The sequence below is a fragment of the Arthrobacter sp. R4 genome (assembly GCF_051365025.1).
Taxonomy (GTDB): domain Bacteria; phylum Actinomycetota; class Actinomycetes; order Actinomycetales; family Micrococcaceae; genus Arthrobacter.
In genome coordinates this window covers 24,652-48,337 of record NZ_JBLWIJ010000023.1, presented here as the reverse complement: position 1 = coordinate 48,337, position 23,686 = coordinate 24,652, and the positions used below count along the sequence as shown (strand labels likewise).

Annotated in this window: 23 protein-coding genes and 1 pseudogene; 2 read left to right on the top strand and 22 right to left on the bottom strand. The window is 59.8% G+C overall.

Annotated elements, in window-relative coordinates; translation table 11 throughout:
• Positions 1 to 22 precede the first annotated feature (22 nt).
• The 20 genes and pseudogenes from ACLKOZ_RS15335 to ACLKOZ_RS15240 all read right to left on the bottom strand — a co-directional run bounded on the left by ACLKOZ_RS15335 (position 23) and on the right by ACLKOZ_RS15240 (position 18,981).
• Positions 23 to 301: an HPr family phosphocarrier protein gene (locus ACLKOZ_RS15335; protein ID WP_436476209.1), complete on the bottom strand. Its 279-nt coding sequence runs from the start codon at positions 299 to 301 to the stop codon at positions 23 to 25.
• 37 nt (positions 302 to 338) lie between these two features.
• A complete protein-coding gene (locus ACLKOZ_RS15330; RefSeq protein WP_436476207.1) occupies positions 339 to 1,184 on the bottom strand; it encodes a PRD domain-containing protein in 846 nt (281 codons plus the stop codon).
• Positions 1,185 to 1,297: 113 nt separating this feature from the next.
• Positions 1,298 to 2,704, bottom strand: a complete 1,407-nt coding sequence (locus tag ACLKOZ_RS15325) for a glycoside hydrolase family 1 protein (RefSeq protein WP_436476235.1) — start codon at positions 2,702 to 2,704, stop codon at positions 1,298 to 1,300.
• A 55-nt stretch (positions 2,705 to 2,759) separates the two neighbouring features.
• Positions 2,760 to 4,640 (bottom strand): beta-glucoside-specific PTS transporter subunit IIABC, encoded by a 1,881-nt coding sequence (locus ACLKOZ_RS15320; RefSeq protein WP_436476205.1) that lies wholly within the window; start codon positions 4,638 to 4,640, stop codon positions 2,760 to 2,762.
• Between the two features lie 269 nt (positions 4,641 to 4,909).
• Entirely contained in the window at positions 4,910 to 5,935 is a 1,026-nt protein-coding gene (gene lipA, locus ACLKOZ_RS15315; protein WP_436476203.1) for a lipoyl synthase, read from the bottom strand.
• 186 nt (positions 5,936 to 6,121) lie between these two features.
• Positions 6,122 to 6,793: a GntR family transcriptional regulator gene (locus ACLKOZ_RS15310; RefSeq protein ID WP_436476201.1), complete on the bottom strand. Its 672-nt coding sequence runs from the start codon at positions 6,791 to 6,793 to the stop codon at positions 6,122 to 6,124.
• A gap of 52 nt (positions 6,794 to 6,845) precedes the next feature.
• Positions 6,846 to 7,763 carry an NAD(P)-dependent oxidoreductase gene (locus ACLKOZ_RS15305; protein WP_436476199.1) on the bottom strand — a complete coding sequence of 306 codons (918 nt, stop codon included), beginning with the start codon at positions 7,761 to 7,763 and terminating at the stop codon, positions 6,846 to 6,848.
• Positions 7,760 to 8,188, bottom strand: a complete 429-nt coding sequence (locus tag ACLKOZ_RS15300) for an FCD domain-containing protein (protein WP_436476233.1) — start codon at positions 8,186 to 8,188, stop codon at positions 7,760 to 7,762. The genes ACLKOZ_RS15305 and ACLKOZ_RS15300 overlap by 4 nt, the downstream gene beginning before the upstream one ends.
• 123 nt (positions 8,189 to 8,311) lie before the next feature.
• Positions 8,312 to 8,473, bottom strand: a pseudogene (locus ACLKOZ_RS15295) (FadR/GntR family transcriptional regulator); the annotation flags it as partial.
• Between the two features lie 193 nt (positions 8,474 to 8,666).
• Positions 8,667 to 10,028, bottom strand: a complete 1,362-nt coding sequence (locus ACLKOZ_RS15290) for an MFS transporter (protein WP_436476197.1) — start codon at positions 10,026 to 10,028, stop codon at positions 8,667 to 8,669.
• A 190-nt stretch (positions 10,029 to 10,218) separates the two neighbouring features.
• Positions 10,219 to 10,941, bottom strand: a complete 723-nt coding sequence (locus ACLKOZ_RS15285) for a 2-oxo acid dehydrogenase subunit E2 (RefSeq protein ID WP_436476195.1) — start codon at positions 10,939 to 10,941, stop codon at positions 10,219 to 10,221.
• 185 nt (positions 10,942 to 11,126) lie between these two features.
• Entirely contained in the window at positions 11,127 to 12,137 is a 1,011-nt protein-coding gene (locus tag ACLKOZ_RS15280) for an alpha-ketoacid dehydrogenase subunit beta (protein WP_436476193.1), read from the bottom strand.
• A complete protein-coding gene (locus tag ACLKOZ_RS15275) occupies positions 12,134 to 13,129 on the bottom strand; it encodes a thiamine pyrophosphate-dependent dehydrogenase E1 component subunit alpha (protein WP_436476191.1) in 996 nt (331 codons plus the stop codon). The genes ACLKOZ_RS15280 and ACLKOZ_RS15275 overlap by 4 nt, the downstream gene beginning before the upstream one ends.
• 2 nt (positions 13,130 to 13,131) lie before the next feature.
• Entirely contained in the window at positions 13,132 to 13,359 is a 228-nt protein-coding gene (locus tag ACLKOZ_RS15270) for a biotin/lipoyl-containing protein (RefSeq protein ID WP_436476189.1), read from the bottom strand.
• 143 nt (positions 13,360 to 13,502) lie between these two features.
• A complete protein-coding gene (locus ACLKOZ_RS15265) occupies positions 13,503 to 14,327 on the bottom strand; it encodes an SDR family NAD(P)-dependent oxidoreductase (RefSeq protein WP_436476187.1) in 825 nt (274 codons plus the stop codon).
• Positions 14,328 to 14,707: 380 nt separating this feature from the next.
• Positions 14,708 to 15,694, bottom strand: coding sequence for a PDR/VanB family oxidoreductase (locus ACLKOZ_RS15260; RefSeq protein WP_436476185.1), 987 nt, complete (start codon positions 15,692 to 15,694; stop codon positions 14,708 to 14,710).
• 127 nt (positions 15,695 to 15,821) lie between these two features.
• Positions 15,822 to 16,304, bottom strand: coding sequence for a Rieske (2Fe-2S) protein (locus ACLKOZ_RS15255; protein WP_436476183.1), 483 nt, complete (start codon positions 16,302 to 16,304; stop codon positions 15,822 to 15,824).
• Positions 16,301 to 17,437 carry an amidohydrolase family protein gene (locus ACLKOZ_RS15250; RefSeq protein ID WP_436476181.1) on the bottom strand — a complete coding sequence of 379 codons (1,137 nt, stop codon included), beginning with the start codon at positions 17,435 to 17,437 and terminating at the stop codon, positions 16,301 to 16,303. Before ACLKOZ_RS15250 ends, ACLKOZ_RS15255 begins: the two co-directional genes overlap by 4 nt.
• Positions 17,438 to 17,442: 5 nt before the next feature.
• Positions 17,443 to 18,573: an amidohydrolase family protein gene (locus ACLKOZ_RS15245; protein ID WP_436476179.1), complete on the bottom strand. Its 1,131-nt coding sequence runs from the start codon at positions 18,571 to 18,573 to the stop codon at positions 17,443 to 17,445.
• A gap of 159 nt (positions 18,574 to 18,732) precedes the next feature.
• Entirely contained in the window at positions 18,733 to 18,981 is a 249-nt protein-coding gene (locus tag ACLKOZ_RS15240) for a hypothetical protein (protein ID WP_436476177.1), read from the bottom strand.
• A 390-nt stretch (positions 18,982 to 19,371) separates the two neighbouring features.
• On the opposite strand from ACLKOZ_RS15240, the gene ACLKOZ_RS15235 reads away from it, so the two are divergent.
• Together ACLKOZ_RS15235 and ACLKOZ_RS15230 are read left to right on the top strand one after the other, a co-directional pair.
• Positions 19,372 to 19,848, top strand: coding sequence for a PCC domain-containing protein (locus tag ACLKOZ_RS15235; RefSeq protein WP_436476175.1), 477 nt, complete (start codon positions 19,372 to 19,374; stop codon positions 19,846 to 19,848).
• A gap of 159 nt (positions 19,849 to 20,007) precedes the next feature.
• Entirely contained in the window at positions 20,008 to 20,721 is a 714-nt protein-coding gene (locus tag ACLKOZ_RS15230; protein ID WP_436476173.1) for a FadR/GntR family transcriptional regulator, read from the top strand.
• Between the two features lie 712 nt (positions 20,722 to 21,433).
• On the opposite strand, the gene ACLKOZ_RS15225 is transcribed toward ACLKOZ_RS15230, so the two are convergent.
• Positions 21,434 to 22,405, bottom strand: a complete 972-nt coding sequence (locus ACLKOZ_RS15225; protein WP_436476171.1) for an AEC family transporter — start codon at positions 22,403 to 22,405, stop codon at positions 21,434 to 21,436.
• A gap of 858 nt (positions 22,406 to 23,263) precedes the next feature.
• Positions 23,264 to 23,632, bottom strand: coding sequence for a MarR family winged helix-turn-helix transcriptional regulator (locus tag ACLKOZ_RS15220; RefSeq protein WP_436476169.1), 369 nt, complete (start codon positions 23,630 to 23,632; stop codon positions 23,264 to 23,266).
• Positions 23,633 to 23,686 lie beyond the last annotated feature (54 nt).

Genomic DNA, 23,686 nt, shown 5'->3' with positions numbered 1-23,686 from the left:
TGGCTCAAATCCCGGGGAAGTTTTAGGCGTCGTGGTTGATTTGGAGCAGCCCGGCCAGGTGATCCAATGCTTTCTCCGAGCCGGCCTTTACACTGCGGAGTACGACGCGGTCGCCGTGCTCGAGTCCGAGGCTCATGAGGGAGAGAACTGAGCTGGCGTCCATGGCTTCGTCGGCGGGTTCCTCTTCGCGTCCAATGGTGATTTCAAGATCTTCGTATGCTGCCGCTGCTTCAACAAATACTGTGGCCGGGCGCGCGTGCAGGCCTGAGGTACTGGCGATGGTGGCTGTCCGTTCGGGCATGAAAATTACTTCCGTTCGCAGATAGGGGCGGGGGTGGTTAGCTCACTCGGAGGTCTTCGACCATCCGGGCGACGTGGAGCGTCAGGTAGGTAACTTCGTCTTCTGTCAAGGGCTCGCCGAGGCGCAGCTCGAGGACTGCTTGGAGCTTGAGGGCGTTAGCGTAAGCCTCGGGATAAGACTCCCGAATTGCTTTGCTGAGCGTGCTTGCGCCGTCGTCCAGCTGTCGGCCGGTTTGGGCTCGGACGAAAAAGTAGCGCAGATGGGTGATGAAGCGGGCGGCGTTGACAGTGTCTTGGTTAAAGGGACGGTCATAAGCCTTCTCCAAGACCTCGAAAAGCTGTGTGAACACCCCGGTCATTTGATAGGTGAGAGACAGGTCGCCGGTAGCGAACCCGGCATTTACCAGGTGCAGTGCGATCGGCACCGCTTCCGCTTCAGGCAGTGCCTGCTCGACGCGGGTATTGACGAAATCAAGGACCTGCTGGGCTGTCCGCAGCTCGTCCGGGTAGAGGTGAGCTACTTCAGCACGCAGAGGGTATTCAAGGTCGATCCCCTGACGCATGCGTTTGATGGCGAAACTTAGATGGTCCGCAAGTCCCACTACAGTCGTTGAACTGACCGGGTTAGCCAGGTCTTTCCTCGCTAGTTGCAGGGCTTCATCAGCGAGAAGCAGGTGCTCTGGGGGAATGGCTGCGACCAAGGCTCCAAAATTGTCAGCGTCCCGTCCATCCTGCGGTACGAATACTCGGACGATTTTGGTCTCATCCACAGCGCTGCCGGGTTTTGCCTGGTACCCCAGACCGCGTCCGGTGACAATGACCTCTTCCTGGTTAGCGGCCCGCGCGAGGACGACGTTGTTATTGAAGACGCGCAAGATTTCCACGTCCTCCTCCTTTCGTCGTCGATGAGGCAGCTGCGGCAGGAGAGAATTCCTCTCTCCTGCCGCACGCCGAGGAATGTGCTTCGGCCGCTTTGGCCTTGGCCTTCAGGGTTGAGCTAGTCTTTGAGGCTTCCGCCGTTGGTGGCGATGACTTCCTTGTACCACCCGAAGGACTTCTTCGGGTATCGCTCCAGGGAACCCGTGCCGTCATCGTTTCGGTCCACGTAAATAAAGCCGTAACGCTTGCTCATCTGCGCGGTGGAGGCACTCACCAGGTCGATGCAGCCCCAAGCGGTGTAGCCCATCAGCTGGACGCCATCCTGTACAGCCTCCCGGGCTTGCACCAGATGATCGTTCAAATAGGCGATCCGGTAGTCGTCTACGACGGTCTTAACCCCATCGGTTTCCTCAAGCTCGTCCTTGGCACCCACACCGTTCTCAACGATGAAAAGCGGCTTTTGCCAGCGTTCCCAGTAGTCATTGAGCGCCACACGCAGCCCCTGTGGGTCGATCTGCCAACCCCACTCGGACGCCTGCAGGGTGGGATTGGGTACGCCGCCCATGAGGTTGCCTGGGCCCTTGACTTGCTTGGCGGGGTCCGCCGTCTCACAGACGCTCATGTAGTAGCTGAAGGAGACGAAGTCCACTGTGTTTTGCAGGTCCTCGCGGTCCTGGGCGGTGATGTCCAGGACGACGCCGTTGTCCCGGAAGTATCGCAGCAAGTAGCCGGGGTATTCGCCGCGGCAGTGGATGTCACCGAACGCATAGCTGTCATGTGCCGTATGCATTGCCGCCACGACGTCGGAGGGATCGGGGCTCAACGGGTACGTGGGCAGTGCAAGGATCATACAACCTACCTGCGCGTTCGGCATCAGTTCGCGGGCAAGCCGGGTGGCTCGGGCAGAGGCCACCAGCTCGTGGTGAATGGCCTGATACAGGTCCTGTTTCGTGAGCCGTTCCTTGGGCGCCGGAATGCCGCCGGACAGGAAGGGCTCATGAAGCACCGAGTTGATTTCATTGAACGTCAGCCAGTACTTCACCCGGCCGCCGAAGTGTTCAAAGAGCGTGCGGCAGTAACGCTCGTAGAACCCAATCAGGGCCCGGTTGGTCCAGCCGTTGTACTTCCGCGCCAGATGGAGCGGAGTCTCATAGTGGCTGATGGTTACCAGCGGCTCGATGCCATACTTGTCCAGTTCGTCAAGGATCCGCGAGTAGTAGGCAAGGCCTTCGGCATTGGGCGTTTCCTCGTCACCGTGAGGGAAGATGCGGCTCCAGGCGATGGAGAACCGGAAAACCTTGAATCCCAAGTCGGCAAAGAGGGCTATGTCCTCCTTGTAGCGGTGGTAGAAATCGATCGCCACCTGTTTGAGGTTCTCCGGCGTTGGCCCCTCAGTAGGGGTCTCCGTGATGCCTTTGGGCATCACATCCTGGATGGACAGTCCTTTGCCGCCCTCATTGTAGGCGCCTTCGATCTGGTTGGCGGCGGTAGCGCCGCCCCAGAGGAATCCTTCGGGAAAGGTCATGGTCACAGATTGTTCCTTGTTCAGTCGGGCTGGGTGGAGGGATCGGGCGGGGTCCTCAGACCTGGATGGAAATCACGGCGTCACCGTTGGCAAAGGTCCCTTCGGTCACGGGGTTCACGCTGGCCAGCTGGGCTGTGTTGGTGACCATCACCAATGTCGTGGTGTCGTAGCCGGCTTCGGCAATGGCGCACAGGTCGACGACGGCGAGCAGGTCGCCAACCTGGACCTGCTGGCCGCGCGCCACTTTGGCTTCAAACCCGCGCCCTTGCATCTGGACGGTGTCGATGCCGATGTGGACAAGGACCTCGACGCCGTCGTCTGACTTAATGCCAAAGGCGTGGCCGGTTTTCATCGCCGCCTTGATGGTGCCCGTGATTGGGGAGTAGATCCGGCCGTCCGCCGGAATGATGCCCAAGCCCTTGCCCATGGCGCCAGAGGCGAACACCTTGTCTTGAACTTCCTTGAGGGCCACGGCCTGTCCGGTGACGGGGGCCAGGACCTCTACAGTGCCAGCGATCGTGGGAGCGGGAACAGGCTCAGCTTCGGGAACGGAGGAGCCTGCGTCGGACGTTGCCGCCGCTTCCGCCTCACGCGGGCAGAAGAAGAAGGTCAGACCGAAAGCGATCATTACGGCGGCGCCTGTGCCGACCAGCAGGAGGACGAAGTTGCCCACGGTGGTGAATGCGGGCAGTCCCAGCAGCGACGGGAACACGAAGGAAGTTGCGCCGCTCCCGCCAGCCGCAACAATTGCACCGCCAATGACACCACCGGCGATACCGAAGTAAAACGGCCTTTTCAAGGGAAGGTTGACACCATAGATGCCCGGTTCAGTGATACCTGCAAGGAAGCCCGATAGCGAAGCGGGACCTGCGACGGCACGGCGGGCCTTGTTATGGGTTCGGAAGGCCACGGCAAGGGTGGCGGCGGCCTGGGCGAGCACGGCCGGCAGCAGCGGCCCGAACAGGAGGGAGTGGCCCTGGGTGGCGATTTCATTCAGCATTCCAGGAACGAAGCCCCAGTGCAGGCCGAAGAGCACAAAGACTTGCCAGAAGCCGCCCATGATGGCTCCGGCGAGCCAGGGCGCGACAGTGAAGGCGGTGCTGATGCCGGCTGAAAGACCCTGTGCCGCGTAGGTGGTGATCGGGCCGACAGTGAGAAGAACCAGCGGCACCATCACCAGCAGGGTCAGCAGCGGCGTAGTGAAGTTCCGGATGGCTGACGGAAGCGCCCGGGTGAGGAAGCGTTCAAGGTAGCCCTGGAGCCAGACGGCCACGATGATCGGAATGACAGAGCTGCTGTAGTTCATCATCACCACCGGAAGGCCGGCGAAGCTTACGGGCTCGGTCTGCGCGGCCAGCGCGACGATGCTCGGGTAAACCAGTGCGCCGGCTATGGCCATGGACGTGAACTGGTTGGCTTTGAATTTTTTCGCTGCCGTCACTGCCAGGAAGAGCGGAAGGAAGTAGAACAGTGCGTCCGCGGTGGCGGCCAGAATCACATTGGTCTGGGACGCGGGATCCAGCAACCCAACCTGGGTGGCCAGGCTCAAAAACGCTTTGAGCAGACCGGAAGCGGCCAGCGGCCAGATGACAGGTGAAAAAATCGAGGAAATCAGGTCAATGAAGCGGCTCAAAAGGTTGCCCTTCGATACCGGCTCGTCATCCACCGTGGCATCTTCGGTGAGCTTGGTGATTTTGCCCAGTTCTGCGTAGACGGTCGGGACGTTATCACCGATGACTACCTGGTATTGGCCGCCAGCCTTCATTACGGTGATCACACCTGGCAGCTTTTCGACGGCGGCGGTGTCGGCCTTTGCCTCGTCCCTCAGCTTGAGCCGGAGCCGGGTAGCGCAGTGGGCGGCACTGACGATGTTTTTTTCGCCGCCCACTCCCTGCAAAATCTCTCCGGCCAGCGACCGGTAGTCGACACTTGCCATGCCAGACCTCTCTGTCTATTTTTGGGCACAAAAAAAGACCCGAGACGCACATGAGTGCTTCTCAGGTCTTGCCCCGTTTCCGAGTAACAATCCTGACGGCGAAATGGCCGCTGACATTGAATCATACGTGTGGTCGTCATCGTATGCAACCCGCACTTCAACATGCTTCGTGACGGGGCCATACGTCTTGCCCACTACTAATCCTCCTGTTGGGTTGGCCATTCCTGGCTGGATACCTTTGCCGTGGCATCGTTTGTCACATCTGATCGTTAGCTTTTGCCAGGAGGCAGGAGCAGTGAGCTGGCTTCCTGGCGGGTGGTCCCGGAGTCCTGGATGCCCTCGGCGATGTGGGCGAGTTCGGCGGGGATGTCCCGGCCTTTCTTCCGCATGGCGGTGGCCCAGAGCCGGCCGGCCCGGTACGAGGACCGCACCAGCGGGCCGGACATGACGCCCAGGAATCCGATCTCGTCCGCTTCTTGCTGGAGGTCCACGAATTCCTGTGGCGTGACCCAGCGGTCCACCGGGAGGTGCCGTTCGGAGGGGCGCAGGTACTGGGTGATGGTGATCAGGTCGCAGCCGGCGGCGTGCAGGTCGCGGAGGGCTTCGGAGATTTCCTCGCGGGTTTCGCCCATGCCCAGGATCAGGTTGGATTTGGTGACCATGCCCAGGTTCCGACCCTGGGTGATGACGTCCAGGGACCGCTCGTAGCGGAACGCGGGCCGGATCCGCTTGAAGATCCGGGGCACGGTTTCGACGTTGTGCGCGAACACTTCGGGCTTGGAGTCGCAGATCGCGGCGATGTGCTCGGGTTTGCCGGAGAAGTCCGGGATGAGCAGTTCGACGCCGGTGCCGGGGTTCAGTTCGTGGATTTTGCGGACGGTTTCGGCGTACAGCCAGACGCCTTCGTCTTCGAGGTCATCGCGGGCCACGCCGGTGACGGTGGCGTAGCGCAGCTGCATGGCCTGGACGGAGCGGGCCACCTTGGTGGGTTCGAACCGGTCGACGGGGGAGGGTTTGCCGGTGTCGATCTGGCAGAAGTCGCAGCGGCGGGTGCATTCGGAGCCGCCGATCAGGAACGTGGCTTCCTTGTCTTCCCAGCATTCGAAGATGTTGGGGCAGCCCGCTTCTTCACAGACGGTGTGCAGGCCTTCTTTTTTCACCAGGTTCTTCAGCCCGACGAACTCCGGGCCCATCTGGACCTTGGCCTTGATCCACTCCGGCTTGCGCTCCACCGGAACAGCAGAATTACGCTGTTCAACGCGCAAAAGCTTCCGGCCTTCAGGTGCCAATGTCATTTCAACGCTCCCGTGCCTCTGCATGGTTCGATGGTGGTGCGGTCATTAGTGCCTGTTCCGTTCTGATTTGTTGGGCGCTACTCGCGATTTGCGAGGAACTTTTGCTGAGCCTGCGAATCAGCGGCACCGGAGCCAAAATTTGGCACCATTGATGCGGCGGGTCCTTCTAGTCCGTGTCTCTCTTTGCTAGGCCACGAGGCTTTTCGCGACGTCGTTCATGTGTTCGTTGATGGCTTTGATTGATAATGAGGCGTCTCCGGTTTCGATGCCGATCACGATGTCGCGGTAACGTTTCGGGCTCATCCTGGCGGAGCCCATTTCCAGGGTGCCAAAAACGACGGACAGGCGGCGGGATCCTTCAAGGGAGGTCCAGGAATGAAGCAGTGTTTTGTTACCCGCCAGCTGGCAGAGGCTCCGGTGGAATTCCGTGTCGGCTTCAAGCCACAGCTCAACTGATGCCTCACGGGCAGCGTCTATTGCGTCAACTGCCCGATGCAGTAACTTCACTGCCGTATCACGGTCCGGGAGTTCGCAAAGTGTACGAACGGCCAACGATTCCAGCGCGGCACGCACGGTGTAGATGTCCCGAACCGCGGTCGCGTCGATATGGCGGACGGAGAGATGGCCTCGCGGTCCTGCAGTAATCAGGCCTTCTTGCTCCAGTGGCCTGAGCGCTTCACGTAGGGTTCCGCGGCTGATCTGGAGTATCTCCGAAAGCTCAGTTTCAATCAGCTGCCGGCCAGGTGGCAGTTCGCCGCTCGTGATGGCGGTGCGGAGCGCGGCCAGCGCCTGCTCGCGGAGACGCTTCCCCGTTAGGCCCTGCAGCGACGGGAGCGCTCCGCCATATGGGGGTGTCACCGGATCTCTCACCTGCGTTTTGTCAGTATGGATGAAGATTGCTGGAGCTGCGTCATTGCCTTGTCCACGGTTCTACTCTTCGTTGATGGCTCGAACTCCTCCCGACCTCCACGATCGAGGAATCATCCGCGGTGTCCAGGCCTAGTTCGGAGGCCCGCTGGAATTCGTGGCTCACCGCATTGAGGATTCTGGCATCGAATCCCGCCTTTGCCGCTGCGGCCTTCACCAGTTGTGTGTCCTTGACGAAGATGGACAGGTGGGTAAGCGTGGGGCGCTGTTCCGGGGACTGGAGCATCCGGGGGCCGCGGTCAGAGAGCATCCAGGATCCCCCGGCACCTCCGCTGACGGCTTTGAGTACTTTTCCTGGATCTAATCCGAGTGACTGAGCGAACGCGATTGCCTCGCCTGCAATGGCGAGATGGGACGCGGCCAGCAGCTGATTGACCATTTTGTAAGCCTGCCCGTCTCCCACTTTGCTCCCGCAGTCCTGGAGGGTCCCCAAGGTTTCCAACATGTCCCGCAGAGAGTGCACGTCCGACGAGTCGCCGGCGACGAAGAGCTTCAGTCGACCGTCAAGCGCACCGCTGACTCCCCCCGTTACGGGACAATCGACGACTCTGATCCCCCGCACTGAGAGTTCGTCAGCGAAGGCCCTGACCGCATCGACACCTACGGTGCTGAGTACGACAACGACCTTGATGGTGCCGGCACCCGAGAGCGGTCCTGATTCCAGCAGGCTCAGAAGCTGGTCGCCGGTTGCGACCACAACAAACAGGGAGTGAGCGTCGGCGAGATCCTCAATCGCCGTTGACGCTGGGATTCCGAGCTCGGAGGCTTTCAAGACCCGGGCCAGACTGAGGTCAACGGCGTGCAGAGACTGGCCGCTGTCATGTATTCGCTGTGCCATAGGCAGACCCATGGCACCTATCCCAAGAAAACCGACAAACGGAGTCCTTTTTGCTCTGGTCATACTGTCTGCGCCGCCTTGTCGTGAAAAGTCGGAGTTCCGGCTGGTATCCCATCCCTTCCAATGGAGTGGCTTTGGCTGTTTTGTTTGGCAGTCACTGCCATGAGGATGGCGCGGTGTTCGCCGTGGAGCCTAAACGCCAGCGCCTCACAGGGTAGCTGGTGTATACCTTCGATCAAGGCGCCACTGGTGGCTTCCAGGAGCGCGCCCAGCAGGACTTCGACAACCAAGTTTCCGGTAGAGGCTGCAAGTAGAAGATGAAATCTCATGTCATGTTTCAGGAGCTGCTTGTGGGCGTCGGGCCGGTCCCCCCACTTCGTGTCCTCCGTCGTCCGTTCTGCGGCCCTGATTGCCTCATGAAAGGCAGGAGACTGGGGATCTGCATGCCGAATCAACCATGTCTTAAGCACAAGCAGAGTTTCGGTCATGTCTGAAAGGGCAAGACCTCGAGTAGCCACGTGCAGTCGAAGGACGGTGCTTACTGGCAGCAGTGGATCAGCAGTAATGAAGGTGCCCGGATCATGTTCGGATGCGGCAGCAGTACGAACAAGGCCCTGGGCCCACAGCACTCTTAGCGCCTCGCGGACGGACACCCGCGAGACCCCCAGCTTTTCGGCCAAGGCTCGTTCTCCGGGGAGGCGAGAGCCGATGGGCAATCGGCCGGATGTGAGCTCCGTTTCGAACCAGACTAGGACTGAGTGATGAGCGCGCATAGACAGATCCCATCGATTTGTGAAGCAGTGTGTGCAGCCCCCGCCGACCTGTCGGGGGCTGCACAACAATAACTACTTGTCCTGTTCAGCTCTGTTCCCGAGCGATCTTTCCGATACTGAGCGTGACCCCTGCATCAGAAACGCGACGTCCGTTTCGCAGCATGCTGAGTGTGGCGGTGGCGGGCAGGTGTTTCTAACCCGCCTGGTCAAGGGGGACTCGCGCTTCTGAACTGCCAACTTGAGACGTCTGCGCGGGCCAGCGATTGCTCCACATAGCTATGGCAGCACAGAGAACAAAGAATCCGGCGATGACATACATGCCTGCACTGGTGGATTGCGTCGCGTCGCGGAGCCATCCGAAAATAAACGGTCCTCCGAACCCGCCTGCGTTACCGATGGTGTTGATGAGTGCGAGGCCGGCGGCCGCGCCAACTCCTGAGAGAAACCTGGTTGGGAGGCCGAAGTAAAGGGGGATTCCGGAGCAGACGCCCATGGCCGTCAGACTGATGCCAATCAGAGTTACCACAGGTGAAGTTGCCCAAACGGCAACCAGAACGCCAGCAGCGCCCATCAGGGCCGATATCGCGACGTGTCCGGCGATGTCGTTTGTGCGACGGGAATGCATGGACCACAAGATTGTGAAAATTGTGGCGAATCCGTATGGGACAGCGGTGAGCATGCCGATCTCGAAGATGGAGTACTTCACACCGAAAGTCTGCTGGAAAGCGCTGATAATGGTGGGCAGGAAGAATCCGATGGCATAGAGCCCAAAGAGTAGCCCAAGGTAGCCGAGGCCAAGCAACCAGACTTTGCGGTTCAGGAGGACGGCGGAGATTTTATGCTGAGCGTAACCGCCCGCTTCTTCTGCGAGGTCTTTCACCAGCAACGCTCGTTCGTCGTCATCCAGCCACTTCGCTTCGGACGGTCGGTCTGTAAGAAACCGGAAGCAAATAAAGCCTAGGACGATTGCAGGTACGCCGGTAGCGAGGATCATGAAGCGCCATCCTTCGAGACCGAAGAAGGCCTGGTCGCCCCACTGGATCAGGGCACTCGCCAGCGGGGCGCCGACAACTGAGGAGAGCGGGATGCCGATGAGGAAAAGTGCAAAAGCCTGTGCCCGGTCCTTTTGGACAAACCAGTACGTCAGGTAGAGGAGAATTCCGGGTCCGAATCCGGCTTCAGCGATGCCCAGGAGGACGCGGAGCACGTAAAGCTGCGTGGCGTCCTGTACGAAAGCAGTCAGAGATGCGAAGAGTCCCCAGGTGAGAAGGATCCGTGCGATCCATTTGCGGGCGCCAAAACGGTGCAGGGCGAGGTTGCTCGGGATCTCCAAAAGGAGGTAGCCGGCGAAGAAGATCCCGGACGCCAAGCCGAACGTCGTGGCTGTGAGGCCGAGGTCCTGATTCATGCCATTAGGGCCTGCGAAGCTGATGTTGCTTCTATCCAGGTAGCTGATGAAATAGCAGAGCATGAGAAAAGGCATGATGCGCCACAGGACTTTGCGGCGGGTCCGGGCCCGCAGTGCGGTCTCGGCAGACTTGTGTTGGGTTGACATTTGTTGAAGCGCTCCTCGTTGAGCTTGGTATTGAACAAGGGGTGAAGTGCTATGTTCGGGCCGGACTTGTGGTCCTTCGGTCACGCACCTGCCTTCAGTCAGGGTGACGGTGCGGCCATGTGACATTAGCCACATTGGTACTACCGATATAAATTTTGGCATGACCTTTATGGTTGGTCAAGTCTTTTTTCTAGGCGGTCGCCATGTGCTTAGTGTCCCTGCGGGCATTCACTGCGACCCGGCCAATGGCTTCAGCAAAGGCAGCCAGCGCCTTGGCAGCGGCAGCTCCGTCGAGGGCCTGGTGGTCAAAAGTCAGGGAGAGCGGAAGTTGGGGTGGGCTGTCCGGGGTGGCCTTGTATAGCGCTCCGATCCCCAGGATTCCCACTTCAGGTGCGTTGAGGACTGGGGTAAACCATTGGATCCCCAGGCCGCCGAGGTTTGAAATTGTGAAGGTGCCCCCGGTCATCTCTTCAGCGCTGATCCGTCCCGATTTGGCAAGGCTGATGAGTTCCTTGCTTCGGTGCGCCAGTTGTGTGAGGGAGAGCTGGTTGGCCCTGTGTATGACCGGCACCAGCAAAGCCTTGCCCGTATCTACGGCGAAGCCGAGGTTGACTTCGGAGTGCCTCTCGATGCCTTCCGGTGTGTATCGGGCGTTGATTTCCGGGAAGCTTTCCAGGACGCGGGCCACACAGTGCATGACGATGTCGTTGACTGACGGGGCCTCGCTGGCTCCGTTGTCGCCGGCCTCTGTCTTGAGCTGCGCCCTTAGGGCAACGAGTTCGGTGGCATCGGCGTAGCGCGTCAGCGTGACTTGGGCCGTCTGTTGAAGGGATGCGTGCATGCGTTGCGCGGTGATCTTCCGGGCGCCACGGACCTTGATGAGCTCGGGTGCGGCTATTTTCTGATCCTGCATATATTTTCTCCTGGCTTTGGTTGTTGCCGTGGTCCACAGCAAGGGGAAGACCGGACGCTTGAGGACCTCACTTCGGGCGCCAGGTTTCATTGGCGCGCCACGAAAGCGCGGCTGCCCGCGGGCTGGCATGGGCCCGCGGGCAGCAGTGTTCTTGGCTTTGCTGTGGTTCGGTAGCTGGGTGTGCTTTAGGCGAGAGCTTTCCGGGTGGTTCTGACGACGCTGAGGACTTCAGAGACAATTCCCTCGACCGAGGGAATGACGGCGCTCTCCAGTTCTTCGGAGTAGGCAATTGGGGTGCGGGCAGCTCCGAGCCTTCTGGGGGCCGCGTCCAGTTCGCCCCAGCACTCCTGAACGGTGTTGCTGATGAACTCGCCGCCCCAGCCAAAGTCACGTACCGCTTCATGTACGACAAGCAGGTGCCGTGTCTTCCGGACGGAGTTGAAGACCGTCTCCATGTCGAACGGGTACAGGGTTCTCGGATCCACGATCTCAGCTTCGATTCCCTGCGCGGCGAGGATTTCTGCTGCCTCGAGTGCGCGTTTGGTCATCAGCTGAGTTGCCACGATGGTGATGTCGCTTCCCTCGCGGGCCACGCGCGCCTTTCCGAGCGGAATCAGTTCCTTGGTGACAGGGCCTTTGTCGTAGTAAAGGGCTTTGTGTTCGAGGAAGACGGTGGGGTTGTTGCTCTTGATGGCACTGCGGAGTAGGCCGTAGGCATCATTTGCCGTACCCGGCACCACAACCTCCAGCCCAGGTATATGGGCGTAGAGCGTCTCCAGCGATTGAGAGTGCTGGGCGGCTTTGCCCATGCCGGACCCGCCGTTGCTCCGCACCACCAATGGCGTATCGAATTGCCCGCCGAACATGTACCGGGACTTGGCTGCCTGGTTAATCAGACCGTCGGCCCCAAGAAGCATAAAGTCCGAATACATGATCTCGACCACGGTGCGCGTCCCTGCCATTGCTGCCCCGGCACCGGCCGAAATCAATGCTTCTTCACTGATTGGGGTGTCCCGCACCCGAGCCGGACCGAAGGTCTGGGCCATTTTGCGGGTCACACCGTAGATGCCGCCCCCGGTGCCCCAAGTGGTAATGTCCTCGCCCATGAGAATGGTTGATGGGTCTTCGGTGAATTCATCGTGCAGGGCAGCGTTAAGGGCCCGCCAGATGGTCAATTGCTGTGCTGGTTTGTTCATCGGAGGTCCTCACTGACCTGGGTAAAGGCTGTCGAAACATCGGGGTATGGAGAGGCTTTGGCGAACGCTTCGGCAACATCAACCGCTGCCACCGCGGCAGCTGCCATTTCCTTGAGGGCTTTGTCGTCGACGATGCCCGCATCGAGCAGTTTCTTGGAAAGCCGGGCGATCGGATCGCGTCCCTTCCACTGCTCCACTTGCTCCGGCGTACGATAGATTTCCGTATCGCCCGCCATGTGCCCCAAATAGCGGTAGGTATCGGCCACGATGAAGGTCGGTCCCTCCCCTGCCCGGGCCCGCTGGACGGCCTCGGCAGTGACGTTGCTGACCTCTTCCACGTCCATTCCGTCGACGTCGAATGAAGGAAGACCATAGGCCTCGCCCCGGCGGCGGATTTCGGTCTGCGCGACCATCTCTTCAAGGGTTGCCGACTGGGCAAAGTGGTTGTTCTCGCAGACGAAGATGACCGGAAGTTTCCAGATCGCGGCGAGATTGAACGCTTCGGCCAATACGCCCTGGTTGCTTGCGCCATCGCCAAAATACGCGACGGCAACATTGTCGGTGCCCTGCGCCTGGGCTGCCAACGCGGCACCTGTCGCGAGGCCAATCCCGGCGCCAACGATGCCGTTGGTTCCGAGAAGGCCCAGCTCCTTGACGCCGATGTGCATGGATCCTCCTTTGCCGGCGCAGTAACCGTCGCTTCGGCCAAGGATCTCGGCCAGGGTCCGGCCCGCATCGGCGCCCTTGGCGAGGCAGTGCGCATGCCCGCGGTGATTGCTGGCAACGCTGTCAGTGGGGCGCAGATTCTGTGATACGCCAACGGCGACGGCCTCCATTCCCACCGAGGGATGGGTAGAGCCGCGGATAAGCCCTTCTTCCGAATAGCCAGGAAGCCTGGACTCAAATTCGCGGATCATGCTCATCGTGCGCAGCGCGGAAAGCCCGTCGTGAGCCAGATCGAACGTCGGCGCTGCAGTCAATTGCGCAGTCATGCTCAGCCCACCCTCGCGATGACAGTTTCCGGCTCAACTACATCGCCCTCGGCAGCAACATATGAGAGCGTGCCACTGGCCGGCGAGAGAACCTCAACCTGAACCTTTGCAGTCTCCAGCTCGGCGATGGCCTGCCCCTGAGTGACTTCGCTGCCGTCTTCTACGAGCCATTCACTGAGATCAGCTTCCGTCTCAGAACCCAGGAGTTCCTGGCCTACGGTGACATCCATGTGATTTTCCTTTGTTTGGTACGTCTGTTATCAAGAGTGGTACTACCACGCTTAAGTGTCAAGGGGTGAAGCGCAAATATTGGTGCTGTTGCAGGGCACGCACTTTAGGTGCGCCTCTTGAGCGTTCGGGAACGGGCAGGCGATTAGCGGTGCGGGTGCCCCACTGCGGCCGTCAGACCACCGTCAACGGGTAGACACACCCCGTTGACGTATTTGGCCTCATCGGAGGCCAGGAAGAGGGCCGCCTGGGCGACATCCCAGGAGCTGCCCATTCGTCCTGTCGGGCTGAGGGCGTGCCGCGCCTCGAGCATCTCTTCGACAGAGTTGTAGTTTCCGGAGATCTGCTTGTACATCATTGGGGTTTCAATGAATCCAGGGGCCACCGCATTGGCTCTGATCCCCCGGCTGGCATACTCAAGTGCCAGGTTCACGGTGAACTGGATCAGTCCGCCCTTGGTGGCCGAATAGCTTGGATAGTTGTACCCCAGATAACGCATACCTCCAACGGACGCGATATTTACGATGCTGCCACTTCCCCGTTCAAGGAAGATGGGCAGAACATGTTTGGAGGTGATGAAGGCACTCGTGAGGTTGACCCTCATCACGAAGTCCCATTCGTCAAGCGTCATTTCGTGCGGACCACCCATTCGTGCGATGCCCACATTGTTGTGAAGAACGTCGGGGCGGCCAACTTTTGCCACACACTCGGCAACCGCGGCCTCCACGGCCTCACTGTCGGTGACGTCCGCCACCGCGCCACCTACGGATATCGGCAGTGCTTTGGACGACTTGGCTTCCTCGAGCTTCCCCAACGCTCCTTCAACGGCAGCACTTGAGGCATCCACTACAAAGACACCGGCACCCTCCTCGGCGTAGGTAAGTGCCGCTGCCAATCCGTTGTTGATCTCTCCGTTTACGGAACCGCCCCCAAAGACGATCACCGTCTTGCCTGCCATACGAGTTGCCATATCGTCTCCTAATAATTATGTGAATACAGAGGGCCAGGGCGCCCCGGCTTGGGTGACCGGGGCTGCCTCCAGTCCTGCCGCTCTGGGATGTGAGCTCGCCACTTAAGGCGGTGGGCTGCAAAGCTCCTGGCGCGGTCCGAAAGGTTCGTCCGGACAGCAGGGCAAATTGGAAGCTCAAAGCCAATTTGCTTGTTAAGGGACAGCCTTGACTCGATGAGTCGACTGCTGAGGCCCCGGGCAGAGTACCTCTTCTTTAGCCGGGAGACAGATGCTGCCCCCGACGCCGCGTCGGCAGCTGAAAAACCCCGACGTCAGGTGTGTTCGTCAGCCCGATGCGGCATGGTCCGATTGAGGACCGCCGGCTTTCAGTTGCGGCGTGGTCACAGGTCGAGCACTAGCCGCTTGCTGCATGACCTGGAGCAGCACAGCATCATGACTTCGTTGGAGGCCTTCTCCCCCGGTGTCAGGTAGGAGTCCCTGTGGTCAGGGACCCCCTCGAGGACGACAGTTTCGCATGTTCCGCAGGTGCCCTCCCGACAAGAGGTCGGGACGTGGATTCCGGCTGCCTCAAGGGTCTCGGCGATCGATGCATCGACGGGAACAGTGAAGACGGCTCCTGAGGAGTCCAGCTCGATTTCGAACTCTGTGTTTTGGCCCTCCAGTGCGCCGGCCTTGGGCCGGAACCGCTCCACGTGCAGGCTGCCCACACCGGCGGGCCATTTTTCGCAGTGGCCTTCGACTGCATCGAGGAGCACGCCAGGTCCACAGCAGTACACCGCAAGGCCTTCGCGCGGTTCTTTGAGCAGGGTGGGCAGGTCGATCAGTCCGTGCTTGTCTTGGGGCCACAGCGTGACCTTGTCACCATAACGGGCCAGCTCGGCGGTAAACGCCATTGACGATTCGCTTCGGCCGCCGTAGATCAGGCGCCAGGGCAGCCCTTGTTCCTCGCATTGCGCGATCATGGGAAGAATGGGAGTGATGCCGATGCCTCCTGCGATGAACAAGTATTCCCGGTGTTCCACCAGTTCGAAGTTGTTCAGGGGACTGCCCAGGACCATACGATCGCCCACGGACAGCTTGTCGTGGACCCACTCCGAGCCTCCACGGCTCTGCGGTTCCCGGAGAACCGAGACCCGCCATTTGTGCCGATCTCGTGGATCGCTGCAGAGGGAATACTGGCGCACGAGGTCCGGGGCGAGATTGAGGTCGATGTGGGCGCCCGGCTGCCACTCGGGAAAGATTCCCGCTGTGGGTGCCAGATGCAGCGAAATGATTCCTTCGGCCTCGTTGACGATGTCGGAAATGACAGCATCCACCCGTGTGAGGTGCGGAAGAGCATGCGTCGTGGATGGTTTTGAGTTGGTCATGGATCTCACCTGTAAGAGTTGGGCGCGGATGTACCCGCGGATTGCTGGTGGGCAGCTCAGATGCCCTTGTGGGTCTCTGAGGGGCCACAAGGGCAGCTCCCCAGAGGGCGATCCTGTCAGCGGCCGGTCACTGCTCGCTGCCCGGGCGGCGTTCCTTGCGCCGGCGGCTCGTATCCACAACGATGACGTCGCCCTCGATACTGACCCCGTACCCCTCCATAACATAGGGCCCCTTTTGCAGGCCCCCCTCGGGATCTGTCAAGGCCTCCGGTGACCCCGGGAACACCTCGACGTCGTACTTGCGTACTCTGGCGTTTTTCGGGTCGTAAAAGGATTCACCGGTGCGAATATCAAATTCCCATTGGTGCCAAGGGCACCTGATGGAGCGGCCGCGTTGGTAGGTAATGGGGGTGTCAGGCCGTTCAGCGGAAGACACTCCAAAGATGGTGCCGAATTTGCACAATTCGGCACCGGCGTGCGGGCAGTGGTTCAGGAGGGCAAAGTACTCACCATCGACATTCAGCACGCCTACTGAGCGTCCTTCGAGTTCGATGATTTTCCGGCCTCCCGGCTCGATTTCGTCGGCCCGGGCCACAACGTACTTGCTCACTTTCCCTCATTCTCCAATCCGAAGAATCGCATGCCGTTGGTCCTGAAGATTTTTTCTTTGAGCTCGGGCGAGAAGCTCGCCGGGAACACGGTCTCGGGCGAATCAAAATCAAAGTGCGGATAGTCAGAGGCAAAAAGCACGTTGTCAGGGCAGAACTCTTCGATGACTTCCTGAAGATGCCGCGGGTTCTGTGGCTCATCGATCGGTTGCGTGGAAGCCCAAACGTGATCGTAGATGTATTCAGACGGTTTGCGCTGCAAGTTTGGAACTTCACCCCGCAGCGTCTTCCAGTGGTAGTCGAGCCGCTGGATCAACGGGACGAAGTGTGCGACGTTGCCCTCGACGAACATGATCTTAAGACCGGGGAAACGGTCGAAGACGCCTTGAAGAATGAGGCTCAGCATTTGCGACTGAATGCTTTGTACGTGACCGACGTGGTATTCGGCGTGATACGAGGTCCACCCTGTGCCCGTGTTGGCGTGCCCGCCGCCCTGGGACAGGTGTACCTGGATGGGCAGGTTGTGCGCCACCGCGGCCTCATAGATGGGCCAGTATTTCCTGCTGCCCAACGGTTCCATGGTCTTGCTGAGTCCAAGAACGGAAATGACTGCCGGGTCGGAGCCAACACGTTCGATTTCCTTTACGGCCAGGTCGGGCGCTTCGAAGGTTGCCGCCATCGAAACGCGCAGACGAGGCTCGGGGTGAACCAGATGCTCGATCTGGTAATCGTTGAGTGCGCTGCACAGGGCTGATCCGATTTCAGGATTCAAAGCCTGCCCGGCGGGGTTCAGTGTCTGGCCTCCGGGTGACAGGCACTGCAGAACGCCCAGCTCGATGTTGTACAGGTCAAGAAGCTGCGTCCGCATGAGGTCCAGGTCGCTGCCCGGATAGCCGTCTTCAGGCCACGCATCGGCGCGCATCGCGTTGCCATACATCTGCGGATACTCGCTGATGAGCTGGAGCCCCGTGGTTGACCTCATTCCATACTCATCAAGCTGCTTCAGGATCCCCGTTGGCAAGTACTCGTTGAGTCCTCCAACTTTGGGAAGGGGGTGGATATCAACATCGATGAGCCCTGTCGTGACGACTGGCTTGGACAAAGCAGATGCCTTTTCGCTTTTAGCTGTAGTCATGGCCCCTATTTCCCCTCAATCCGGTTTTCGGCAACGACCAGGTTGTAGAGCTCCGCGGCATTCTGGCGGTAGATCCGGTCCAGAAGTGCTTGGTCGTTGGTTCCCGCTTCTATGTCTCGTGGTCCTGATGCGTGGTTGTGCGGATAGTCGCTGGAGTAAACCAGCAAGCGATCGGAGCCCATACGATCTACGGTCTTGTCGAGTTGCCCAGGAATCTCAGCACCGTCAGAAGGGCTGGTTGTGAACCTGAAGTGCTCCCGGATCAATTCCGAGGGTGCCCGGTCAACCCATGGGATGTCGGGACGGTAGCTCTTCCAGAGCTTGTCAAATTTCCACATGTAAGCCGGCAGCCAGTTGAAACCGACCTCACTTACAACCACCTTGGTTCCCGGGAACTTTTGAAGTACGCCTTCACAGACAATCGAGCTGATCTGCGCTTCAAGATTGGCAGTCTGGCCCGCATACCATTCCAGATGCGTAGCCGGCCATCCAACAGATGTAGGAGCCTGACGGAATACGCCCCCGATGTGAATGGCAACCGGAAGCCCGGCCCGTTCCGCCGCCTCCCAGATCGGCCAATTGATCTGCCGCCCGTAAAGCAGTTCTGACTGGCCCACCAGCAGTACCTGCACGAACCGATCGTCCTTGGCCCAGAAATCTATCTCCGCGGCAGCGGCTTCCGGCGTTCCCTGAGGCACGACGATCGAGGCCCTAAGCCGGGAGTCCTTGGCCAACCACTCATTGGCGATCCACGTGTTCAGCGCCCGAACATGCGCCTGCTCCCTCCGAGGCTGGTGGATCTGCTGGGTGGCATACAGGCAGTTCAGAATGGCGTAGTCCGTGAAGCCGTCCTCGAAGACATCTGCCACAAGGTTTTCCACAGTAGTGGCCGCCCGCCCATGTTCGTCTTTCCTCGTTTCAGGGCGCTGGGCGATGGGGGAATTTCGTGGATGATAGTTCGGCTCATACGACGGCGTCCTCGCGGCAACCAACTGATCATGCCAGTACTCGTCCAAATACGGCAGGAGCTGACTGGAAGACTCCAGAATGGGGTGAACGTCGCAGTCCACGACAGCGGGGCTGCCAGGACCGTGGGTTTTCTCGGCGGTCATGTCGCCGGGCTGGGTAAGAGTCATGCGAAGCTTCCTTCCACTTCAGCGTCGGAAAAAGAAAAACTAACTAACAGGCGGATGCGGTTCGTGACCGCGATCGTGAATATGGACTGGGACAGGCCCAGCTCGAGGCATCACGTGGCGCAGGAACCTCCGCCGAACTGTGGCGGTCCAGGCAGGCGCTCATTGCGAGACACCGCCAGGCATTCCAGCAAGCTCGGCATGCCTTATCGCCTGCGGATGAACGTAAACCGTGTGGCCGCGGCGCTTCTCCAGGATCTGGCGCGAGCCGTCCGAGGCGATGAGCCACAGCAGGGAGGAATCCGGCATCGCATCATCGACGACGCCGCTGATGCGATGAGTGGGGTCAAGTCTGGCCTCAACGCTCAGACCAATGAGCCCCAGCCAGAAATCAACTCTCCTCGGTGACATGTTGCCTCCTCCTTGAGGTTTGCGATAGCAGGTTCGCCAAGTTGTCCACTGGCCACTGGGGGCGAAACCCCAGAGTCTCTCCCCTGCCGGGCAAAACAGCACCCGTGCAGGGATGGTCCTGCGTACAGCCAAAATACGTACCCAGCAGGGCCGAAGGCGGAGAGTCCTTATTGAGTAAGCTCGCCCTCCGATTGGTCCTACCGCTGTACAGTTTGGCATGACCGCTCATCTGTGGTCAAGCCCACATTTTTGGATGGCCCATCGTTGACGAAGCGCAGTTCATAAAGGATCATTAGTGGCAATGGTATTACCGCTATAACAAATGCTACTACCGCTAGTAGGCAGCGCCTTCTTATCCGAAAAGCGCCGCCGCCAGGAAATGGAGAAACAATGATTGTCAGCAACGATGCGACTGTCGTCAGCCTGCGGTTGGGCCCCGGAGAAGACCTGCTCAAGACGCTCGCAAGCATCCTGGACGACCAGAATGCCGATGGGGGCGCACTGGTGTCCGCGGCAGGCAGCCTCGAATTTCTTCGCTACTCGGTAGTGAAGCCGGATGCTGAAGGTGTGCCGCGATACACCGAGATAATCGAGGAAACCGGCGCCATAGAAATCACAAGCCTCCAGGGGCACTTGGGCCGGGAAATCAACGGCCAGGCCGTCTGCCACTTCCACGGCACCTTTGCCCAGGACGACGGCAGCCTCCGTGCCGGGCACGTCTTTGACGCGAGGGTCCTCGTCACGGTGGAAATGACCGTCCTCCTGTCATCTGGAGTTGCCTGGCGGCGCTCGAGCATGCCATATGGAAATGGGCATCAGATGCCGATCCTTGTGCCAGTGCAGCGGGGGCTAGATGTATTGACCTGAGAGGTTGGTGACGCTGACTGCCCGGCGGCAGCCGCTGAACCGACCTTCCCCGCTCCCACCAAAGCCCTGACCAGCGGCCTTGGACGGAATACGGACTAGGGCACGGCGGAGGGCTCCTCAAGTGGTCCCAAATCGTATAGCTGGTAGTACCGTTGTGATATGAGTGAAGATGTGCTGACCGCGGATGTTTTCGATGACGAGCTGATGAGTGCGCTTGCGCGCCAGGTACTGGCCATGAGCCCTGGGGAAAAACTCCCAAGTGAACGCGAGCAGGCCTTGGAACTGGGAGTAAGCCGAACTGCCTTGCGGGATCGGCTGGGGCGCTTGGAAGCTATGGGAGTCCTGGAGAGGCGTACGGGAGCAGGGACATTTGTCCGCGGCCTTCAGCCCGAGACTGTCAGTGAATCGTTACTCCTTGGTTTGGTGGCATCAAGGATGACTTTGGCGTCCCTGCGGTCAGTCCGTTTTGCCCTCGAACGCCAGGCGGCCTACGAGGCCGCACAGAAGGTCGATCACATGGCCGGGGCGCATATGGCCGTGGCCTTGGACCGGATGGACGCAAGCGATGACACTGATGAACTGCATGAAGCCGACATCGCCTTTCACAAGGCGCTTTTCGCCGCGTCCGGCTCCCCGGCACTAATCTTCTTTGCAGACGTGCTGCGCGGGGTTCTTGCTCCACATCAGAAGCTGTCCCTGGCCGATGACAGGGAACGCATGAGAGTAGTTCACAGAAACATCGCCAACGCGGTTGCTGCCCATAATCCAGCGGACGCATCGCGGGCAGTGGATGAACACTTCGCCTGGCTCGATGAACTTATCCAGGTCAGCAAGGCACCAGAGATTCTGGCTGATTCCTCGACATCCCACTAGGCAACGACCGGCAAGGGCTGCTGGGGTGCATTAACCGGCACTGCGGGATACGGGCGCCAAGCCTGAAGCCAATGAGACTGACATGCAGGGAACCGTCAGCTGGACGGCCGCGGTACCTGGAGCAGTAAAACTCCGTTCCGGCGACTGGCGCCGCCATCACGAGAGGCCGGGTTTGAAGCCTACAAGCGTTACCAACCCTGATGTATGCCCGGGCGAGTCAGTGCTCTTGGCCTACCGCGCCTGGGTGTCAGCTCAGCAGGCCGCAGACCAGCTGCGGGCGGGTCTGTTTGGCGTGCATGTTCGGAATTCCGACGGACGGCAGGGGAACATTTACAGAATCACCGGCAAAGGACTGTTCGTGCGGTATGACGGTGCTGTTATGGAAGAGAGAGCCCGCCCGGAGGATCTAGAGATGCTGACTCCCGGGCTGCCGGCCTCAGAACCGGGACGGTAACGGTTGAGCTCTGCACTTGCTGCTCAGTGAGTTGAATTGAATCCGGCGATGAATCGGCTCTCCTGAGGAGACATCGTAGAACTGGAACACCCCACTGCCTGATGACCGGATATCGTTGAAGCCCGTCCATAACGTGCACCTTGCCGACTTCGAAACCGCATGTCCACAGCCTCGGGCATCCACAGCAACATTCGCACGTAACCGTTCGGCTGTCTCGGATCGGGCTTGCAGCCGGACCCTGGCGAATCGAGTAGGGTCTCAGGAACCACTAATAAACACTTGTGCCACCAGCGGCAGAGTGAGAAATGCTGCCGCGTTAGTTACGACGATGATTGCAGCCGTTGGGCGCGCATCCCCGTTATTCGCCTGAGCCAGGACAAATGCTGTCGCTGATGTTGGCATTCCAGCCATGAGTACCACGGTAGCTTTCCAGACAAGCGGCAGGTCAGGGGAAATCCATACAAGAAGGAGGGCCGTCAGTGCCGGCAACAATGCCAGCTTGGCCAAGGCAGCCACTCCAATCGGGCCCAATCGCAGATTCCCCTCGCGAAGGACTCGAACGGCCCTTCGCATGCTCAAGCCAATCGCAAACAGGGCGCCAGGTGCTGCGGCGCCGGCAAGCACATCAGTGAGCGCGGTTAAGGGTTGGGGCATCGTCAGATTCGCCGAGCTGACGACCAGGCCGAGGGTGACTGCCCAGACGACGGGATTCTTGAGAAGTGCCTGGTAGATCACCGCGCGCATTTGATTCCAGAAGCTGACCTCTGGGCCCCTCTCTCTGGCGATCATGCCATGCAGCATTGGGTAGATCACCATGAAGATTATGTTGTGGAACAGTTGGCCCATGCTGGCAGCCAGCCCCCCCGCGGTGCCCAGAACGCCAAGGACCAGCGGAACGCCCAGGTAGGAGACGTTTCCATAGGAGGCGGACATGGTTGTCGTCATTGTTTCCCTTGCGCTTCCTTTCGAGGAGAGACGCAGCCCGCCGAACACAAGGGCGGCAAAAATGCCGGCTGCCAGAGCAATCACAATAGGAACTGCCGCTGGGACGCCGGTGGAAAGGTCCGATCTCGCGGCCAGCTGAAAGAGCAGGGCTGGGAGGGCGATGTGGAAAACAAAAGCACTAAAGGCTGCCTCGGCAGCGCTGAACTTATGCCAGCGGCTGGCTATGTAGCCGATCAGAATAACAAGGAAGAGCGGTATGACCCTCACCAAAACATCAACGAACACGGCCCACACCGCTCAATCTGGGGATCATGCGCGTGATGGCACCCCGGTCAAATACCGGCCACGGCGAACCTGCGGGAAACGGTATGCGCTCCCGGTCCCCGGGGCAATCCCGGGTAGGGCGCGAAAACAGGGGTGACAGAGACGACATCCAAGCTCCTCTTCGTATTAATGCATGAAGAAGGGGCGCTCCGGACCGTGAACTACTTTTTGCCGTTCGTGTTAGTCCGCGACCGTGCCGCTGATTTGTCGCTTACTGAGCAGGGCCTGCCCCTGACCCTCGATTTAGGGCACGGGTTCAACAGAGATCATCTGGTAGTACCAAGCCTATCACGTGGACATACCAATTGCGTGTCTGCCTAGAACAGCACCGTTCCTGCTCAAGATGCCCTTGCCCCTTCGGGATTGACCGGGCAGGCGTTTCCCCGCAGGGACAGCAAAAAACTCCATTCCCGTCCTGGTTCTTCACGTGTGCCTCACGCTGTGGTGGAACGGCACTTGCGCACTCGCTGGAGATCGGGGCTAAGCGATGGCTTAATCCGGTGCACGCTGGCCCCGACTCGCGTCGCTCAGCTCAGTGCTGCAATAGAGTTTGCCTGCTTGACCTCTTGCGTTTGGGTACGGGCCGGACAGCCGAGGTTCCGGAAGAAGCCTCTGAACGGTGGTTGGCCAGTGGGCCGCCGTGCCCGTCGCATGCGAGAACCCACCCGGTCGGCATCAAGAAACACATTCAAAAGCAGGGCTGGACAGTCTCACGACCTGCCGGCCAATGGGGCAAGTGCACGGAAATTCGTCGCGGGGCACCGGAATTCCGCGATCTTGCGCCGGCTGTGCGGGGCCGTGCCCAAATCCCTCGCCTTGTTACAGCGTCACCTTTTCCGCCCGCCTCTCCATGTGAGCGGAGAGCAGCGTGTTGGCCCGGTGCAGCTTCTCGACCCCGCGCTGGGAGAGGTAAACGATCGCCTTTCTGCCGTCGTCCGGGGATGGGCGGCGGAAAACAAAGCCGGAATCCGTCAGCTCATCAACGAGCCGCGTGGTTGTGGCCTGCGGTATGGCCTGAGACGCGGAAATGTCGCCCATCGATACACCGTCGGTCTGGGACAGACACATCAGGATGCGCCACAAGTCCTCCCGCAGGCTGTCCTCGGCAAGAATTCGGTTCACTTCGTGGGCAGCGCGTCGGGCCGCCCCGAGGAATTCCGCAAGCTCGTCGGTGGAACTGGCGATCATTTGAAGGTCCTTCACGCTCCCAGCCCTTTTCATATCGAAACAGCAAACCTTACA

Excerpts from the sequence above, each read along its gene's own strand:
- ACLKOZ_RS15335 (WP_436476209.1), bottom strand. The coding sequence starts at position 301 with ATGCCCGAACGGACAGCCACCATCGCCAGTACCTCAGGCCTGCACGCG.
- ACLKOZ_RS15325 (WP_436476235.1), bottom strand. The coding sequence starts at position 2,704 with ATGACCTTTCCCGAAGGATTCCTCTGGGGCGGCGCTACCGCCGCCAAC.
- ACLKOZ_RS15320 (WP_436476205.1), bottom strand. The coding sequence starts at position 4,640 with ATGGCAAGTGTCGACTACCGGTCGCTGGCCGGAGAGATTTTGCAGGGA.
- lipA (WP_436476203.1), bottom strand. The coding sequence starts at position 5,935 with ATGACATTGGCACCTGAAGGCCGGAAGCTTTTGCGCGTTGAACAGCGT.
- ACLKOZ_RS15305 (WP_436476199.1), bottom strand. The coding sequence starts at position 7,763 with ATGACCAGAGCAAAAAGGACTCCGTTTGTCGGTTTTCTTGGGATAGGT.
- ACLKOZ_RS15300 (WP_436476233.1), bottom strand. The coding sequence starts at position 8,188 with ATGACCGAAACTCTGCTTGTGCTTAAGACATGGTTGATTCGGCATGCA.
- ACLKOZ_RS15290 (WP_436476197.1), bottom strand. The coding sequence starts at position 10,028 with ATGTCAACCCAACACAAGTCTGCCGAGACCGCACTGCGGGCCCGGACC.
- ACLKOZ_RS15285 (WP_436476195.1), bottom strand. The coding sequence starts at position 10,941 with ATGCAGGATCAGAAAATAGCCGCACCCGAGCTCATCAAGGTCCGTGGC.
- ACLKOZ_RS15280 (WP_436476193.1), bottom strand. The coding sequence starts at position 12,137 with ATGAACAAACCAGCACAGCAATTGACCATCTGGCGGGCCCTTAACGCT.
- ACLKOZ_RS15275 (WP_436476191.1), bottom strand. The coding sequence starts at position 13,129 with ATGACTGCGCAATTGACTGCAGCGCCGACGTTCGATCTGGCTCACGAC.
- ACLKOZ_RS15270 (WP_436476189.1), bottom strand. The coding sequence starts at position 13,359 with ATGGATGTCACCGTAGGCCAGGAACTCCTGGGTTCTGAGACGGAAGCT.
- ACLKOZ_RS15265 (WP_436476187.1), bottom strand. The coding sequence starts at position 14,327 with ATGGCAACTCGTATGGCAGGCAAGACGGTGATCGTCTTTGGGGGCGGT.
- ACLKOZ_RS15260 (WP_436476185.1), bottom strand. The coding sequence starts at position 15,694 with ATGACCAACTCAAAACCATCCACGACGCATGCTCTTCCGCACCTCACA.
- ACLKOZ_RS15250 (WP_436476181.1), bottom strand. The coding sequence starts at position 17,437 with ATGACTACAGCTAAAAGCGAAAAGGCATCTGCTTTGTCCAAGCCAGTC.
- ACLKOZ_RS15245 (WP_436476179.1), bottom strand. The coding sequence starts at position 18,573 with ATGACTCTTACCCAGCCCGGCGACATGACCGCCGAGAAAACCCACGGT.
- ACLKOZ_RS15240 (WP_436476177.1), bottom strand. The coding sequence starts at position 18,981 with ATGTCACCGAGGAGAGTTGATTTCTGGCTGGGGCTCATTGGTCTGAGC.
- ACLKOZ_RS15235 (WP_436476175.1), top strand. The coding sequence starts at position 19,372 with ATGATTGTCAGCAACGATGCGACTGTCGTCAGCCTGCGGTTGGGCCCC.
- ACLKOZ_RS15230 (WP_436476173.1), top strand. The coding sequence starts at position 20,008 with ATGAGTGAAGATGTGCTGACCGCGGATGTTTTCGATGACGAGCTGATG.
- ACLKOZ_RS15220 (WP_436476169.1), bottom strand. The coding sequence starts at position 23,632 with ATGATCGCCAGTTCCACCGACGAGCTTGCGGAATTCCTCGGGGCGGCC.